This is a genomic window from Oleiagrimonas citrea (assembly GCF_012395255.1).
Lineage (GTDB): Bacteria > Pseudomonadota > Gammaproteobacteria > Xanthomonadales > Rhodanobacteraceae > Oleiagrimonas > Oleiagrimonas citrea.
This window is the reverse complement of sequence record NZ_JAAZQD010000002.1, coordinates 555106-569947: the sequence shown is the minus strand read 5'-3', so window position 1 is coordinate 569947 and position 14842 is coordinate 555106. Positions and strand designations below refer to the sequence as shown.

Here is a 14842-nt window from a genome sequence, read left to right as displayed (position 1 = left end):
GCGCCCGCGAGGCATGCTGATCGCGCTCAACAAGCCGTACGGCGTGCTGTGCCAGTTCACCGATCGCGAGGGACGCCCCACGCTGGCCGATTACGTCGCGCAGAAGGGCGTCTACGCGGCTGGACGGCTGGACCGCGACAGCGAAGGTCTGCTGCTGCTGACCGACGAAGGCCCGCTGGCGCATCGCCTTACCGATCCCAGGCACAAGCAACCCAAGACCTATCTGGTGCAGGTCGAGGGCACGCCGAGCGCCCAGGCGTTGCAGCAGCTGCAGCGCGGCGTGCGGCTGAAGGACGGCATGACGCGTCCGGCGCAGGTCGAACTGCGCGCGACCGCGCCGGGCTGGTTGTGGCCGCGCGATCCGCCGGTGCGTTTCCGCAAGCACATTCCCACGGCCTGGCTCGAATTGACGATTCGCGAGGGCCGCAACCGCCAGGTGCGACGCATGACGGCCGCGGTCGGGTTGCCGACGCTGCGCTTGGTGCGCACCCGCGTCGGCGCGGTCGAGCTGGGCGATCTGGCGCCGGGCGACTGGACCGAACTGCAGGGCGATGCTGCGGCTGCCCTGCGCACGGATGGAGTACCTCGTAAATGAGCTTCAAGGACCATTTTTCCGGCCATGCCGAACTCTATCGGCAGGCGCGTCCGGTGTATCCGCCGGCGCTGTTCGACTGGCTCGCCGTGCAGGCGCCGGGCACCGCGCTGGCGTGGGACGCGGGTTGCGGCAACGGCCAGGTGGCCACGGCGCTGGCCGAGCGCTTCGCGCGGGTTAGGGCGACCGATCCCAGCGCCGAGCAGGTCGCGCAAGCCGCGCCGCACGCGCGTATCGACTATCGCGTGGAGCCGGCCGAGCAACCCAGTCTCGACGATGCGTCGGTCGATCTGGTCACGGTCGGGCAGGCGCTGCACTGGTTCGATGCCGGGCGCTTCTTTGCGGAGGTGCGTCGGGTACTCAGGCCGGGCGGTCTGTTCGCCGCCTGGACCTATGCCGACTGCCATGTCGCGCCGGAGATCGACGTCCTGAAGCAGCGCGTCTACGGCGAGCTCACCGCGCCCTACTGGCCGCCCGAGCGACGTCTGGTCGAGTCCGGCTACGCGGACATCCCGATGCCGTTGGAGACGGTCGATACGCCGGTCTTCGCCATGCAGGCGTCGTGGACGGCCGAACAGTTCCTGGCCTATCTGCGCTCATGGTCGGGCAGCCAGCGCTATCGCAAGGCCACGGGCGAGGATGCCGTCGCCACCATCGAAAAGGCGCTGCGCCGCGCCTGGGGCGATCCGGAGACGACCCGCGTCGTGCACTGGGACTTCCACGTTCGCGCGGGCCGCGCGCCGCGCTGAGCATCATTGTCTGCCGAGCGCGACGCCGAGCGCGTTCAGTCCGGCGCGCCCGGTCGGCGTCAGACGCAGCGCGCGCGAACCGTTGCACGGACGTAGCCAGTCGCGTTGCCGCATGCGTGCCGTCAGCATCACCCCGAGCGGGCCGCCCAGGTGGAATCGCCGTTCGGTCCAGTCCAGGCACTGCCGACCCGCGAGCGAAAGCGAATCCTCCGTCGTGAGCAGGCCGGCATCGGTCAGTGCGCGCAAGCCGGATGTGCTGAGATGGACCGCACGCTCGCCCAACTCGATCCACGCGCATTCGCGCAGCCGGTCGTGCAGCGCCACGCCGAGGCGGCCGGCGAGGTGGCGGTAGCAGGTGCGGGCCTCTTGTAGCGGACGTTGACTGGCGGGTACCGGGACATCGCGCGGCATTGGTCGCATCAGCGGCAGGGTTTCCAGCGCATGGGCCACAGTGTCGTCGGCGATGCGGAAATAGCGGTGCCGTCCCTGCTGCAGCACGCTAAGCAGGCCGCCCGCGACCAGGCGCGCCAGGTGCGCGCTGGCCGTACTCGGCGCGATCCGGGCCATCCGCGCCAGTTCGCCGGCCGGACGTGCGCGACCGTCGGCCAGCGCCAGCAGGATCGCCGCCCGAGAAGGATCGGCGAGCAGGCTGCCGATCTCGGCGAGCTGGTAACGGGTGGGGACGACGGCCATGCGCGCCATGCTAGCGCGTGCGGCGCATACCGATGATTCGTTCGCCGCCGAAACGTCCGCCGCGCTCGACCGCGCATCATGCGGCCATGTCCGATTCGATCGCCCTCCGCACCATTCGTCCCAGCGTGCTCTATTTCGGTACGCCGGTCCTGCTCATCGCCACGCGCAACGCCGACGGCAGCGCCAACTTGACGCCGATGTCCTCGGCGTGGGCGCTGGCCGACCGCGTCGTGCTGGGGCTGGCCGGCGGCGGTCAGGGACTGGCGAATCTCGAACGGGAGGGTGAGTGCACGCTCAACGTGGCCGGTCCCGATGCCTGGCGCGCGGTCGAGGCGCTGGCGCCGACCACCGGGTGCGATCCGGTGCCGTCCTGGAAGGCGGGCTACCGGTATGCCGCCGACAAGTTCGCGTTGGCCGGACTGACGCCGCGGCCCTCGGAGATCGTGGCTCCGCCCCGGGTGGCGGAATGTCCGCTGCAGATGGAGGCGCGCGTGGTCGAGATCCGCCGACGCGCGCTGCCGGCCTGGCGCGAGGCGGCGGGCGGGTTCGCCATCGTCGAGACCGAGGTGCTGCGCGTGCACGCCCATGCGGACATGACGCTCGCCGGCAGCGATCATGTCGACCCGCAGCGCTTCCGCCCGCTGCTCTACGTGTTCCGCCACTACGTCGGCGGCGGTCCGTCGCTGGGGCGGACGTTCAAGGCCGAGGTCTAGCGCGAAGACGACAGCGTCAGTCAGACGGTCGCTTTGTCAGCATGGTCGGTTGTTACGCGGGTTTCCGGTCAATGACGTCGTTTCTGCGTCGGCGAGGGAAACAAGAACAGATCCCGCGCCGTCGTCGCTGCGCCTTCCTCTTGCGCAACGGCGCCTGCTCAGGAAGCAGGCGCTTCGAGGCCGAAGAACGCGCGCGCGGTGTCGGTGGTGTGGGCTGCGGTCTGTTCCAGGGTCTCGCCGCGGTCGCGCGCCAGTTCTTCGCAGATGTGCTTCAGGAACATCGGCTCGTTGCGGCGATGATCGGGCTTCGGGCGCACCGTGCGCGGCAGCAGGTAGGGCGCGTCGGTCTCGATCATCAGGCGGCCCTCGGGAATCTCGCGCACGAATTCGCGCAGGTGAGTGCCTCGGCGCTCGTCGCACAGCCAGCCGGTAATGCCGATGTGGCAGTCCAGGTCCAGGTAGTCGAACAGCGCTTCGCGGGTGTCGGTGAAGCAATGCACCACCGCTGCCGGCAGGGCGTCGCGGAAGGACTTCAGCAGGGCCAGGAAATCGGCGTGTGCGTCGCGCTGGTGCAGGAACACCGGCATGCCGCGCTCGGCGGCGATGGTGAGCTGCTTCTCGAACGCCTCCAGCTGCACGCCGCGCGGCGAGTAGTTGCGGTGGTAGTCCAGGCCGGTTTCGCCGACCGCCTTCACTTCGGCCTCGTCGGCCAGGCGGCGCAGCAGGGCATCGGTGTCGGCGTCGTACTCGACTGCATGGTGCGGGTGCACGCCGGCCGTGGCGAACAGCCGGCCGGGATGCGCCTTCGCCAGTGCCAGCGCCTGTTCGCTGCCCTCGCGGCTGGCGCCGGTCACCATGATCTGCGCCACGTCGTGTGTGCGGGCGCGCTCGAGCACGGCGTCGAAGTCGTGCGCGAAGGATTCGTGCGTCAGGTTGGCGCCGATGTCGATCAATTCCATGCGTGGCTGGCTTGGCAAAAACGCACATTGTAAGTGGTCGGGGACGGAGGGCGTTAAGCTGCTGCTTAACGCCCTCCGTCCCCGCTTGCGCAGGTATGAAATTCCCCATTACTCCCTTGTTGCCGCAGATCCTCGAGGCTCTGGAACACAACACACGCCTGGTGCTGGAGGCGCCGCCGGGCGCGGGCAAGACCACACAGGTGCCGCCGGCGCTGCTGGAGGCGCCGTGGCTGGACGGCAAGCGCATCCTGCTGCTGGAACCGCGCCGCATCGCCGCGCGCGCGGCGGCGACGTTCATGGCCGGGCAACTGGGCGAGGCGGTGGGCCGTCGCGTGGGCTATGCGATCCGCTTCGAGTCGCGGCTGAGCGCGGCGACCCGCATCGAGGTCATCACCGAAGGCCTGCTGACGCGCCGCATCCAGGACGATCCGGCGCTGGAGGATGTCGGCGCGATCCTGTTCGACGAATTCCACGAGCGGCATCTGGCCGGCGATCTGGGCGCGGCACTGGCGCTGGACGTGCAGGCGGGGCTGCGTCCGGACCTGCGTCTGGTGGTGATGTCGGCCACGCTGGACGGCGAGCGCATCGCGCAGTGGCTGGATGCGCCGCGCATCAGCAGTCCAGGCCGCAGCTTTCCGGTGCGCATCGAGCACCCGCCGGCGCGCGCGCAGGAGTCGACCGAACAGCATCTCGCCCGCACGGTGCGGCAGGCGCTGGCCGAGATCGAGGGCGACGTGCTGGCCTTTCTGCCCGGACAGCGCGAAATCGCCCGCGCGACCCGGCTGCTCGATGAGCAGCTGGACGCGGACATCGAAGTGCTGCCGCTGCACGGCGAGCTGGCGCTGGCCGATCAGCAGGCCGCGTTGGCGCCGGCCGACGATGCGCGTCGCCGCGTGATTCTGGCCACCAATGTCGCCGAATCCAGCGTCACGCTGCCCGGCATCCGCGCCGTGGTCGACAGCGGACTGGCGCGGGTGCCGCAGTTCGATCCGAATTCCGGCTTCACCCGGCTGCGCACGGTGACCGTCGCCCGCGATTCGGCCGATCAGCGCGCCGGCCGCGCCGGCCGTGTCGCACCCGGCGTCGCCTATCGCTTGTGGCCGCAGAGCCAGCGGTTGGACGCCGAACGTATCGCCGAGATCGCTCAGGCCGAATTGTCCGGTCTGGCGTTGGAGCTGGCTGCCTGGGGCCACGACGCGCTGCCGTGGCTGGACCCGCCGCCGTCCGGCGCGCTGGCGCAGGCGCGCGATCTGCTGCGCCGCCTCGGTGCGCTCGATGCCGAACATCGCATTACCGCGCTGGGGCGCGCCATGCATGCGCTGGGCGCGACGCCACGGCTGGCGGCGGCGGTCACGCGTGCGAACGAAGCGCAGCACGGCCTGATGGCGGATCTGCTGGCGCTGCTCGATGCGCGTTCGCCGCTGCGTGGCGAGCATGCGCGCAACGACGATTTCCGGCAGCGCGTCCAGGCCCTGCACGTCTGGCGCGATGGCGGGGCCTCGGCGGCGCGACGGTTCGGCGCCGACGCCGGCGCACTGGCGGCCATCGAGCGCGCGGCGCGCGGCTGGCGGCAGCGCATCGGCGCGCGCGCGGCGGCCAGCGGCACGCCGCACAGTCATGCGGTGGGCGATCTGCTGGCGCATGCCTTCCCCGATCGCATCGCGATGCAGGTCGAGGGACAGCCGTTGCGCTATCAGCTCAGCAACGGTCGCGGTGCGCGCCTGCACGAGGCGACGGCGCTGCTCGGCGAGCCCTGGCTGGTGGTGCTGGATCTGCGTCTGGAAAGCCGCGACAGCCTGATCTTCGCCGCCGCGCCGTTCGATCCGGCGTTGCTGCAGCGCGACTACGGCGAGCGTTTCGTCACCCAGCGCGCCGTGCGCTGGAACGCCGATCGCGAGGCCGTGGAGGCCTTCGAGGAGCGTCGTTTCGATGCCCTGGTGCTGGAACGCCGCAGCGTGCCGGTGCGCGCCGAGGATGCTCTGCCGGCGTTGCTGGCGCGCGTGCGCGAACGCGGGCTGGAAAGCCTGCCGTGGAGCGACGCGGCACGCCGCCTGCGTGCGCGCATCCAGGCACTGCGCGGCTGGATGCCGGAATCGGGCCTGCCGGATGTCTCCGACGACACCCTGCTGGCCACGCTGGAGACCTGGTTGGGACCGTATCTGGACGGCAAGCGCAAGCTGGATGCGCTGTCCGCGGCCGAGCTGTCGCAGGCGCTGGTGGCGCTGCTCGACTACGGCCAGCGCCAGCAGCTCGACGCCCAGGCGCCCGAGGCGCTGACCGTGCCCAGCGGTCGTACGCACAAGCTGGTCTACACGCCCGATGCGCCGCCGGTGCTGGCGGTGAAGCTGCAGGAACTGTTCGGTCTGGCCGACACGCCGCGCGTGGGTGGCGGGCGCGTGCCGGTGACGCTGCATCTGCTGTCGCCGGCGGGGCGTCCGATGCAGGTCACGCAGGACCTGGCCGGGTTCTGGGAGCGCACCTATCCCGAGGTGAAGAAGGAACTGAAAGGTCGCTACCCCAAGCACCCGTGGCCGGACGATCCGTGGTCGGCCACGCCCACGCATCGCACCCGCCGGCATGCGGGGCGTTGAAGCGGAGACCCGTTCCGTCGGACCTCCGGCCGCGCGCGATCAGTCGCGCAGCGCGTAGCGCAGCGTGGCGACCACGCGCACGGTCTTCTGTACCTGCCGCTGTTCCTGCAGCATCGGCGCCTTGTCGCGCGGCAGGATCTGGAACACGCCCTGGTTGGCCTGGACGATGCCGCCCAGATGGCTGCCGGAATCGTGTGCGAACTGCTCGGCGGCGGCGCGGGCGTTGCGCGTGGCTTCGGCGATCATCGCCGGTTTCAGCTGGTTGAGTCCGTTGAACAGGTAGCTGGGCGCGCTGCCGCCGTTCTGATCGCTCAGCACTACGCCGGCGTCGACCAGTTCGCCGGTGGCCTGCGAGGCCTTGGCCACGGTGTCGACCTTCGGCGTGCGCACCATCACCGTGCGCGTGATGATGAAGCGGTTCGGGTAGTTGGCGTTGCCGTAGGCCTGCGCGGCGCGGTCGGTGACTTCGAGCTGGCGGAAGTCGATGGCGTCGTCGCCGATGCCGTGCCGCTTCAGGAAGGCGTCGACGCTGGTGTCGTCGCGCTGGATCGCGGTCTGCACGGCCTTGAGGTGGTTGCCGGCCTCGACGAAGCGGATCGGCCACAGCGCCAGGTCGGCTTTCACGTCGCGCTCGGCCAGTCCCTTCACGGTGACGGAGCGATGCGTGCGCCCGGCTTCGAAACCGTGGCCGATGAACCAGCCTCCGGCGATGAGTCCCACGGCGACAAGCGCGGCGGCGAGGATGCGTTTCATGACGGTGTCCTCCGAGCGAATGTGTCGGCGACCCGCGTCGCCGTGCCGTCCATGCTAGCGCCGGGTGATGACCATTTCCTGTCCCCGCGCGGGCGTCGTGTGGATCAGGCCTGCTTGCGCTTGAACAGCTTGCGCAGGAAGGCCGCCACGGCCGCGACACCCGCCAGTACCAGCTTCTTCGCCGCCAGCAGCATGGCGAACAGTTTCGCGAACAATCCCGCCTTGGCCGCCAGCGTGCCGGCGATCAGCGCACTGATGCCGTAGGCGGCGACACGATCGGTGTGGGCGTCGAAGTCGGCATAGCGCGCGCCCTGATCGAATTCGACCATCGGCAGAATCTGCTGCATGCCCGCCTTGACGCTGTCGAGCTGCCCCATGCGGGCCACCGCGTTGAGACTGAGATAGCCGTGCCGGCCCAGCGCGCGAATGTCGTAGTTCAGGGCGTCGCTGGAAAGGCCGTCCACGCGCAGGTCCTTGGCCCAGTAGAGCTTGTGCTGGCTGCGGTCGTAATGCGGCGACTCGGCCCAGCCGACCAGCTTCATGGTGCGATAGCCCTGTTTGCGACGCTCGTCGTTGGCGTTGCGGGTCGCCTTCTGCATCTTCTGCAGAAGCTCGCTGTAGTCGATGTCGGCTGCGTCCTTGTCGGACACGTAGCCATCGTCGGCGTAGGTGATGACCACGGCATAGCCGTCGTCGGCGACCAGGCTGCGGGCGTTGTCGCCCGGCACGATCATGCCCAGCACGCTGGTGTCGGGCGGGTTGCGCCACAGTTGCTCCAGCACCTTGCGCGCGTCGGCGGCGTCGAGGTAGCTGAAGGCCGGCGTCAGCTCCAGCGAGGCGTGCGCGCCGGGCACTTCGATGTGGCCGTGGCGGAAATGCAGCGAGCGCAGCAGCGCGCGGGCCTGGTCGACGTTGAGCGGCTGGTTGGCGGCCTGCGCCGGCCGCCACGCGGACAGCGACAGGCAAGCCATCGCGATCATGGCGATGCGACGAAACATCATGGCGGTTCCCCGGTGATCCCTCACGGGCGGCGCCCCCTGCGCCGCCTAGGCCGAACGTTCTACCAGATTCCCGCGCGGGGTGTCATGTTCGATCTGCGTCCCGCGCCGTGCCCGGTGCGCGAAGGACGTCACGTTGCGGTGCAGGCGACGCACCGCAGCTGAACTTCCCGTCCACCGCCGCGGTCGGAGGCTTTACGATCCGGATGTGCTTCGTGCGTCGGTGCAAGCAAAACACCGCGCACTCATAGTATGGTTCCGGGTTCATGCGCCGCAGAGGCCGCTTCGACGGTTGGCGTGTGGGGATAATGCGCACGGAGGGGGTCGTGCGTGCTGATGATGATCCGGGAGGGATGATGGTTTCTCTGGCGCAGTCCATGCGTCCGCAGCTCGAACAGGTGCGCCGTGCCTGGCGCGGTTCGCCGTTGCCCGGATTCCTGCGCTGGTGGGGCGCGGAGTTGCGCGCCTGTCTGCCGGCGCGCTGGCGCGCCAGCCTGAGCGGCGGCGCGCAATGGCGGATACTGCTTCCGGACGGCGCACGCTGGCAGGTGCGCGCGCCCGGCGATGAAGCGGTGCTGGTGCAGATCGACGCCAGCCTGTCTCCGGCCCAGCAGCAGGCCGCTCTGCGCGAAGCCTGTGCCGGCATCGACCCGCAGGATCTGCACCTGGCGCTGTGTTTGCCCGCGCAGGCGGTGCTGCGCCGGCATCTGAAACTACCGACGGCGGCCACCGCCAATCTGCGTCAGGTGGTGGCTTACGAAATGGATCGGCAGACGCCGTTCACGGCCGATCAGGTGTATTTCGACCCGCTCGAGCGACCGATCGGTGGCTCGAGCGATGCGCTCGACGTGGAGCTGGTGGCGGCGCCGCGGCAGCGTCTGGAGCCGATGCTGACCCAGTTGCGCGAGGCCGGCATTGAGCTCGACGCCGTCGATGCGCTGGATGGCGACCGACGCCTGGGCGCGAACCTGCTGCCGCCGGACCAGCGCCGACGCCGCGTGCACCCGCGCAAGCGACTGAATCTGGCGCTCGGCGCGCTGTTCGTGTTGCTGGTGGTGCTGGCCATGGGCCAGTGGCTGCACAACCGCCGCGCGGTGATCGACGCCATGCAGGCGCACGTCGACGCCATGCACGATCAGGCGCGCAGCGTGATGAAGCTGCGTCAGCGCTTGGTCGCCAGCGCCGGCGCGGCCGGATTCCTGGCGCGCCAGCGATCGCAGTCGCCGACCGTGCTGGCCGTGCTCGACGATGTCAGCAAACGCCTGCCGACTGATACCTGGCTGGAGCGCTTCAACATCGGCAACGACGGCAGCGTCGGGATGCAGGGGCAGAGTCCGCAGGCCGCGCGACTGGTCGATCTGCTGAAGAAGTCGCCGTATCTGTCCGAACCGGGCTTCCAGGGCGTGATCCAGACCGATCCGCGCACGCACAAGGAGCGTTTCTTCCTGACTGCGCATCTGAAGACCGACGACGCCGGCAAGCCGAACGACAAGGGGGGCGACGATGCAGCTCAAACCCGTTGAGAGCCGCGTGCTTGCTGTGTTTCTGGCGCTGCTGACACTGGCGCTGGCCTATCTGCTGCTGGTGCACTGGTGGTTCGTCGCGCCGCAGTTGGGCATGGCCGACCAGATGCAGCAGTTGCGCGCCGATGAGCACCGCTACGCGGCGATCATCGCCGAGCGCGTCGATCTGCAGAAGCGCCTGGCCAAGTTGCAGCAGGGGCAGGCGACCAGCAGTGCATTGCTGGCCGACAGCGATCCCAGCACGGCGTCGGCCAATCTGATGCAGCACGCGGTCGAGGTGGCCGCGGCGCATACCGGTCTTGGACCGTGCTCGGTGACGCAGAAGATGCCGGTGCAGAGCGACCCCGGCGACGGCCCCTATCGCAAGGTCACGGTGAACATCAGCCTGCGTTGCGGCATGCATGCCTTGGCCGGGGTGCTGCACGATCTCGAAGAGGGAACGCCCTACCTGTTCATCGATAACTTCAGCGCCTACCGCAGCCCGGTGCACAGCCCGGACGGCAGTCTGCAGCCCTTGCAGGTGCAGTTCAGTCTCAGCGGCTACCTGCGCCAGCCGGCATCGGCGGGAGGCAAGTCATGAACGCCGCCGATCAACGTCGCCTGACGCCGGTGCTGGGCGTGCTCTGCGCGCTTGGCGCGGGGCTGCTGGCGGCCCTGTCCATGGGACTGGGGCGCACCGTGCACTGGGATGCACCGGGTCCGGCGGCGAAGCTGCCACCGACCGCTTCGGTGGCGCGCCGCGCGGCGCCGCCGCTCAAGGATTTCGCCACGACCTGGGAAAAACCGCTGTTCACCACCGACCGCAAGCCTGCGCCGGAAAGCGACAGCGGCGGCGGCAACGTCGCCCTGGGCGACCTGCAGTTGACCGGCATCATCATCACGCCGGATCTGCGCATGGCCCTGATGCACGACCGCTCGGGCAAGGACGTGCAGGTGCGCGAAGGCGCTACGCTGGCCGACAGCAGTTGGACGCTGTCCAAGCTTTCGCCGCGTAGTGCCGTGTTCACCGGCAATGGCCAGCGCACTGAGCTGAAGCTGAAAGTGGCCAAGAGCATCGATGCCAATGCCGGCCCCGGCCAGCCGGGCGGGGGCGGCAAGGCCGAGGCCAGTGAGGTCCAGCCGTCGTCGTCGAACAAGCCGCCGCCGCAAACCGGACCGCATGGGCGCGCCCTGCAGTTCCAGCGAACGCCGCAGGGCCGGAAAGCGGCGTCTTCGGCGCGCGACCAGGCCGGTCAACGCGAAAAGGAGCGCCGCATCCAGGCGCTGAAAGCACGCATCGAAGCCCGGCGCCGCCAGATGCAGGCGCAACAGAATCAGGGACAATGAAAACCATGCAAAAGTCGATCGCCATCCTCCTGACCGCGCTGGTGGCCCTGCTTGCCGGGTGCAGCACCCTGCCGCAGCCGCGCGACAACAGCGCGCTGCAGCGTGAAGCCATGGCCGGGGTCGACCAGCCGCCGCCGAAACCGCCGGCGCGCCCCCTGCGCGGACAGAATCCGCCCGTGGCGCCGCCCAACAGCGAGATCGCCAAGGGCACCGGGGTGTTCGTGCGCAACACGCGCGCCGGCGCCGGCAAGGCCGCCGAGTCGGCGGGCAAGGTGACGTTCAACTTCGAGAATCAGCCGATCCAGGCCGTGGTCAAGGCGGTGCTGGGCGATCTGCTCAAGCGCAACTACGCCATTGCTCCGGGCGTGAAGGGCAGCATCACGTTCTCGACCTCGCAGCCGGTCGCGCGCAACCAGGCGCTGCCGATCCTGGAGACGCTGCTGTCGTGGACCGACAACGCCCTGGTGGAGAAGAACGGCAGCTATCTGGTGCTGCCGGCGAAGGAAGCCGTGGCCGGCAACATCTCGCCGAGCCTGGGCGCGGCTGCGCCCAGCAGCGGCATGCAGGCGCGTCTGTTCCCGTTGCATTACATCTCGGCCACGCAGATGCAGAAGCTGCTGAAGCCGTTCGCGCGCGACAAGGCGTTCCTGCTGGTCGACCCGGCGCGCAACCTGCTGGTGATGGGCGGCACGCCGCAGGAGCTGGCCAACTACCAGCGCACTATCCGCACCTTCGATGTCGACTGGCTCAAGGGCATGTCGGTGGGCGTGTTCGGTCTGCAGCGGGCCAATGTCGCGAAGCTGATGCCCCAACTGGACAAGATGTTCGGCCCGAAGAGCGACACGCCACTGGCCGGTATGCTGCGCTTCATCCCGATCGAGCGCACCAACTCGATCGTGGTCATCACGCCGCAGCCGGCCTACCTCAGCGAAGTGCGCGACTGGATCGAGCGCATCGACCGCGGCGGCGGCAACCAGCCGCAGCTGTACGTGTACGACGTCAAGAACGTGCAGGCGACGTACCTGGCCGACTACCTCAACCAGATCTACAACGGCACCTCCAGCAGTGGGAGTTCCGATACCGGCGGGTCGGTTGGGCCGGGCCTGAGCAGTGGCACCATCGGCGGCTTCGCCGGCAACGGTGATGGTTCGAAGACGGGTGGCAGCACGTCTTCGGGGCGCGGCAACATGAATTCGTCGAGCAGTTTGGGTGGCAGCTCGGGACTGAGCGATAGCGGCGGCGGTGCGTCGTCGTTTTCCGGTTCGGGTCTGCCGCAGCGGCAGCAGGCGCAGGCCACCACCGGAACCCTGGGCCAGGCCGACAAGGGCGGCATCGGCATCACCGCCGTGGACGCCAACAACCAGCTGCTGGTGCGTTGCCGGCCCTCGCAATGGGCCGAGATCGAGTCGGCCATCCAGCGCCTGGACATCGTGCCGCTGCAGGTGCAGATCGAGACGCGCATCCTCGAGGTGCAGCTGACCGGTCAATTCAGCTTCGGCGTGCAGTGGTATCTGGAGGGCCTCATCAACGGCCAGGCCAACAGCAGCGGCGGCTTCACCCCGGGCCAGCCGGGCAACCAGCAGCAGTGGGCGCTGGGCGGCGGCGGTGCGAGTTTCGTGCCGGGTACGGACAATTTCTTCTACTCGTTCGTCAACCACAATCTGCAGGCTGCCGTGCACGCGATGGAGACCAGCGGCAACACCAAGGTGCTGTCGGCGCCATCGCTGGTGGTGATGAACAACCAGGAAGCCAAGATCCAGGTCGGCACGCAGGTGCCGGTCAACCAGACCTACATCGCCGGCGGCATCGGCACGGGCTCGAACAATGACCTCAGCACGCTGGGCCAGGTCAGCTACAAGGACACTGGCGTCATCCTGCAGGTGCGTCCGCGCGTCAATCCGGGCGGATTGGTCTACCTGACGTTGGATCAGGTGGTCAGCAAGCCCGGTATTGCCGACAAATTCGGCAATTTCCCCATCGACAAGCGGGAACTGAACACGCAGATTGCGGTCCAGAGTGGTCAGACCGTGCTTCTGGGCGGCTTGATTCAGCAGGATGAAGGCAAGACGGACACCGGCATTCCCGGATTGAACCGGATTCCGGTCATCGGCCGCCTGTTCGGCACCACCAGCCGGCACCGCAACCGCACGGAACTGATCGTGCTGATCACGCCACGCGTCATCACCAGCAGCAGCGACGCGCAGGAGATCACCGACGAATATGCCAGCAAGTTCGAGTCGCTGGCTCCGCTGCGCGAGGCGAAGGACGCCAAGAAACAGAAGTGAGCATGGGCCGGTCCGATCATCGCGGTTCAGCCGCTTCGGGCCAGGCTCTTGCTATGCTGAACAACTTGCACGCATTGGAATCGGCGTTTGCGCCGACGAATTCAACACAAAGAGGTACTACCATGTTTTCACATCGTGTCGTGATCGCCGCCGCACTGGCCGGCCTGTTCGCGCTGCCGGCGCTCCCGGCCCACGCGCAGTCCTCGCTGGGCGGCAAGGTGGCCGGCGTCTGCATGCTTTCGCGCGATCAGGTGCTGGCGCAGTCGAAGGTCGGTCAGGCCGCCAGCGCGCGCATGCAACAGCTTGCCCAGCAGGCGGGCGAAACGGTGAAGAAGCTGCGCGAGCCGCTGCAGAAGGACATCCAGCAGTTCCAGCAGCAGGCGCAGAGCATGCAGCCGCAGCAGCGTGCGGAGAAGCAGAAGCAACTGCAGCAGCGCATGGCCACGGTGCAGCAGGAAGCGCAGCAGTACGACCAGCGTCTGCGCATCACCCGCGCCAAGGCGATGAACCGCATTGGCAACGAGATCGGCCCGCTGCTGTCGGGCATCTACAAGCGCCGCGGATGCGGCATCCTTGTCGACCGCGACTCGGTGCTGGGCGGCAACGAAGCCAACGATCTGACCAATGACGTGGTCAAGGCGCTGGACGCCAAGATGAGCACCATCAGCTTCAGCCTGGCGCCGCTGCCGAAGCAGAACGGCAAGTAAGCCGTCGTAACCGCTGCATCGATAACGCCCCGGTCGCTCTGCGGCCGGGGCGTTTCGTTTTCAGGTACGGCGGAACGTCACCACCAGCACGTCGCGATGGGCCTCGCGGCTCGCGTCGTGCGGGGTCACCGGCGTCACGCCGTGGAACACGCGGGCGTCGTCCACCAGCGCGGCGTCCAGCGGTCGGGCCAGCGTGAAGCTGCCCAGCTCGGTGCCGTCCGGAGCGTGGATGGTGGTGGTGCCGCTGTCGATGTTCCGGCGGTCGACCAGCAGCACCAGCACATAGTCGACGCCATCGCGATGCACGCCCTCGGGCGTCGGTCGGCCGGCCCAGTCGGGGTGCGCCTCGATGCGGAACTGGTGGACTTCCACGTGCCAGGCCGCCACTGTCGGTGCCAGCGTGCCGAACAGCGACCAGGCATATTTCAGCACCGTGGTCAGCGTCGGGCCGGACGCGATGGCCGGTTCCACCGGTTGGTACCAGCGCTCGATCCCGCCGTTCAGGCGGTTGTATTCGATACTCTGGAAGTGCGGCTGCGGCGGTTGCGCCTGGATGCCGTGCTCGCGATCGATCCGGAACGCGGCGTGCCTGCGCCGCCGGTAGCGGCCCTGGTCCGCCATGTAGGTGTCCAGCTGCAGCCGGTTCCAGCTGTCGGCGAAGGCATCCCAGTCGCGCAGGTCGCCGGTGTGGGTCAGCAGCGCGTGAAGCGCCGGGCCCTGGACGAAGGCATAGCCATGCTCGGCCAGGGAGGCGAGGCTGGGAGCCTCTTGGGGGGAATGCGGGGTCTGCATGGCCGAATGGTAACCGTTCGCGGAGGTTTTCATGCTGCCGGCTGAACGCGTAGCGCTCTTCGGCGCGGGAATTGACCGGGGTCAAGATTTTCCGTGCGTACGGCGCGCATGCTTATCGAACGGTGCCCGACAGGCACTGTGTCGTGTTCGATTTCCATCGG

14 protein-coding genes are annotated in these 14842 nt (G+C 68.6%); 9 read left to right on the top strand and 5 right to left on the bottom strand.

Annotation, left to right across the window (positions count from 1 at the left end; translation table 11 throughout):
- The first annotated feature begins 13 nt into the window (after window positions 1-13).
- The gene (locus HF690_RS06640) at window positions 14-595 is read left to right on the top strand and encodes a pseudouridine synthase (protein WP_113064077.1); all 582 of its coding nucleotides are present in this window, start codon (window positions 14-16) and stop codon (window positions 593-595) included.
- Entirely contained in the window at window positions 592-1341 is a 750-nt protein-coding gene (locus HF690_RS06635; protein ID WP_168608889.1) for a class I SAM-dependent methyltransferase, read from the top strand. Before HF690_RS06640 ends, HF690_RS06635 begins: the two co-directional genes overlap by 4 nt.
- Before the next feature lie 3 nt (window positions 1342-1344).
- Here the strand turns inward: HF690_RS06635 and HF690_RS06630 are convergent, their stop codons facing one another.
- The gene (locus tag HF690_RS06630; protein ID WP_168608888.1) at window positions 1345-2034 is read right to left on the bottom strand and encodes an ArsR/SmtB family transcription factor; all 690 of its coding nucleotides are present in this window, start codon (window positions 2032-2034) and stop codon (window positions 1345-1347) included.
- Window positions 2035-2120: 86 nt separating this feature from the next.
- Between HF690_RS06630 and HF690_RS06625 the strand changes: the two genes are divergently transcribed.
- The gene (locus HF690_RS06625) at window positions 2121-2747 is read left to right on the top strand and encodes a flavin reductase family protein (protein WP_168608887.1); all 627 of its coding nucleotides are present in this window, start codon (window positions 2121-2123) and stop codon (window positions 2745-2747) included.
- A gap of 158 nt (window positions 2748-2905) precedes the next feature.
- Here HF690_RS06625 and HF690_RS06620 read toward each other — a convergent pair whose 3' ends face one another.
- Entirely contained in the window at window positions 2906-3706 is an 801-nt protein-coding gene (locus HF690_RS06620) for a TatD family hydrolase (protein WP_168608886.1), read from the bottom strand.
- A gap of 95 nt (window positions 3707-3801) precedes the next feature.
- Between HF690_RS06620 and hrpB the strand changes: the two genes are divergently transcribed.
- Window positions 3802-6297, top strand: coding sequence for an ATP-dependent helicase HrpB (gene hrpB, locus HF690_RS06615; protein WP_168608885.1), 2496 nt, complete (start codon window positions 3802-3804; stop codon window positions 6295-6297).
- Between the two features lie 39 nt (window positions 6298-6336).
- Here hrpB and HF690_RS06610 read toward each other — a convergent pair whose 3' ends face one another.
- A complete protein-coding gene (locus tag HF690_RS06610) occupies window positions 6337-7050 on the bottom strand; it encodes an SIMPL domain-containing protein (protein WP_168608884.1) in 714 nt (237 codons plus the stop codon).
- Window positions 7051-7154: 104 nt separating this feature from the next.
- A complete protein-coding gene (locus HF690_RS06605; protein WP_168608883.1) occupies window positions 7155-8051 on the bottom strand; it encodes a DUF2167 domain-containing protein in 897 nt (298 codons plus the stop codon).
- Window positions 8052-8374: 323 nt separating this feature from the next.
- Between HF690_RS06605 and HF690_RS06600 the strand changes: the two genes are divergently transcribed.
- The 5 genes from HF690_RS06600 (at window position 8375) to HF690_RS06580 (ending at window position 13889) form a co-directional block, all read left to right on the top strand.
- Window positions 8375-9571, top strand: coding sequence for a PilN domain-containing protein (locus HF690_RS06600; protein ID WP_338042883.1), 1197 nt, complete (start codon window positions 8375-8377; stop codon window positions 9569-9571).
- Entirely contained in the window at window positions 9552-10151 is a 600-nt protein-coding gene (gene gspM / locus HF690_RS06595) for a type II secretion system protein GspM (protein ID WP_113064085.1), read from the top strand. Before HF690_RS06600 ends, gspM begins: the two co-directional genes overlap by 20 nt.
- The gene (locus tag HF690_RS06590) at window positions 10148-10897 is read left to right on the top strand and encodes a general secretion pathway protein GspN (RefSeq protein ID WP_193568407.1); all 750 of its coding nucleotides are present in this window, start codon (window positions 10148-10150) and stop codon (window positions 10895-10897) included. Before gspM ends, HF690_RS06590 begins: the two co-directional genes overlap by 4 nt.
- 5 nt (window positions 10898-10902) lie before the next feature.
- Window positions 10903-13182 (top strand): type II secretion system secretin GspD, encoded by a 2280-nt coding sequence (gene gspD, locus HF690_RS06585; RefSeq protein WP_240151624.1) that lies wholly within the window; start codon window positions 10903-10905, stop codon window positions 13180-13182.
- 122 nt (window positions 13183-13304) lie between these two features.
- Window positions 13305-13889, top strand: coding sequence for an OmpH/Skp family outer membrane protein (locus HF690_RS06580; RefSeq protein WP_168608882.1), 585 nt, complete (start codon window positions 13305-13307; stop codon window positions 13887-13889).
- 60 nt (window positions 13890-13949) lie between these two features.
- Here the strand turns inward: HF690_RS06580 and HF690_RS06575 are convergent, their stop codons facing one another.
- The gene (locus tag HF690_RS06575) at window positions 13950-14714 is read right to left on the bottom strand and encodes a 2OG-Fe dioxygenase family protein (RefSeq protein ID WP_240151623.1); all 765 of its coding nucleotides are present in this window, start codon (window positions 14712-14714) and stop codon (window positions 13950-13952) included.
- Window positions 14715-14842: the final 128 nt, after the last annotated feature.

Excerpts from the sequence above, each read along its gene's own strand:
- HF690_RS06635 (WP_168608889.1), top strand. The coding sequence starts at position 592 with ATGAGCTTCAAGGACCATTTTTCCGGCCATGCCGAACTCTATCGGCAG.
- HF690_RS06630 (WP_168608888.1), bottom strand. The coding sequence starts at position 2,034 with ATGGCCGTCGTCCCCACCCGTTACCAGCTCGCCGAGATCGGCAGCCTG.
- HF690_RS06580 (WP_168608882.1), top strand. The coding sequence starts at position 13,305 with ATGTTTTCACATCGTGTCGTGATCGCCGCCGCACTGGCCGGCCTGTTC.
- HF690_RS06605 (WP_168608883.1), bottom strand. The coding sequence starts at position 8,051 with ATGATGTTTCGTCGCATCGCCATGATCGCGATGGCTTGCCTGTCGCTG.
- HF690_RS06625 (WP_168608887.1), top strand. The coding sequence starts at position 2,121 with ATGTCCGATTCGATCGCCCTCCGCACCATTCGTCCCAGCGTGCTCTAT.
- HF690_RS06620 (WP_168608886.1), bottom strand. The coding sequence starts at position 3,706 with ATGGAATTGATCGACATCGGCGCCAACCTGACGCACGAATCCTTCGCG.
- HF690_RS06610 (WP_168608884.1), bottom strand. The coding sequence starts at position 7,050 with ATGAAACGCATCCTCGCCGCCGCGCTTGTCGCCGTGGGACTCATCGCC.
- HF690_RS06575 (WP_240151623.1), bottom strand. The coding sequence starts at position 14,714 with ATGAAAACCTCCGCGAACGGTTACCATTCGGCCATGCAGACCCCGCAT.
- HF690_RS06640 (WP_113064077.1), top strand. The coding sequence starts at position 14 with ATGCTGATCGCGCTCAACAAGCCGTACGGCGTGCTGTGCCAGTTCACC.
- HF690_RS06590 (WP_193568407.1), top strand. The coding sequence starts at position 10,148 with ATGAACGCCGCCGATCAACGTCGCCTGACGCCGGTGCTGGGCGTGCTC.
- hrpB (WP_168608885.1), top strand. The coding sequence starts at position 3,802 with ATGAAATTCCCCATTACTCCCTTGTTGCCGCAGATCCTCGAGGCTCTG.
- gspD (WP_240151624.1), top strand. The coding sequence starts at position 10,903 with ATGCAAAAGTCGATCGCCATCCTCCTGACCGCGCTGGTGGCCCTGCTT.
- gspM (WP_113064085.1), top strand. The coding sequence starts at position 9,552 with ATGCAGCTCAAACCCGTTGAGAGCCGCGTGCTTGCTGTGTTTCTGGCG.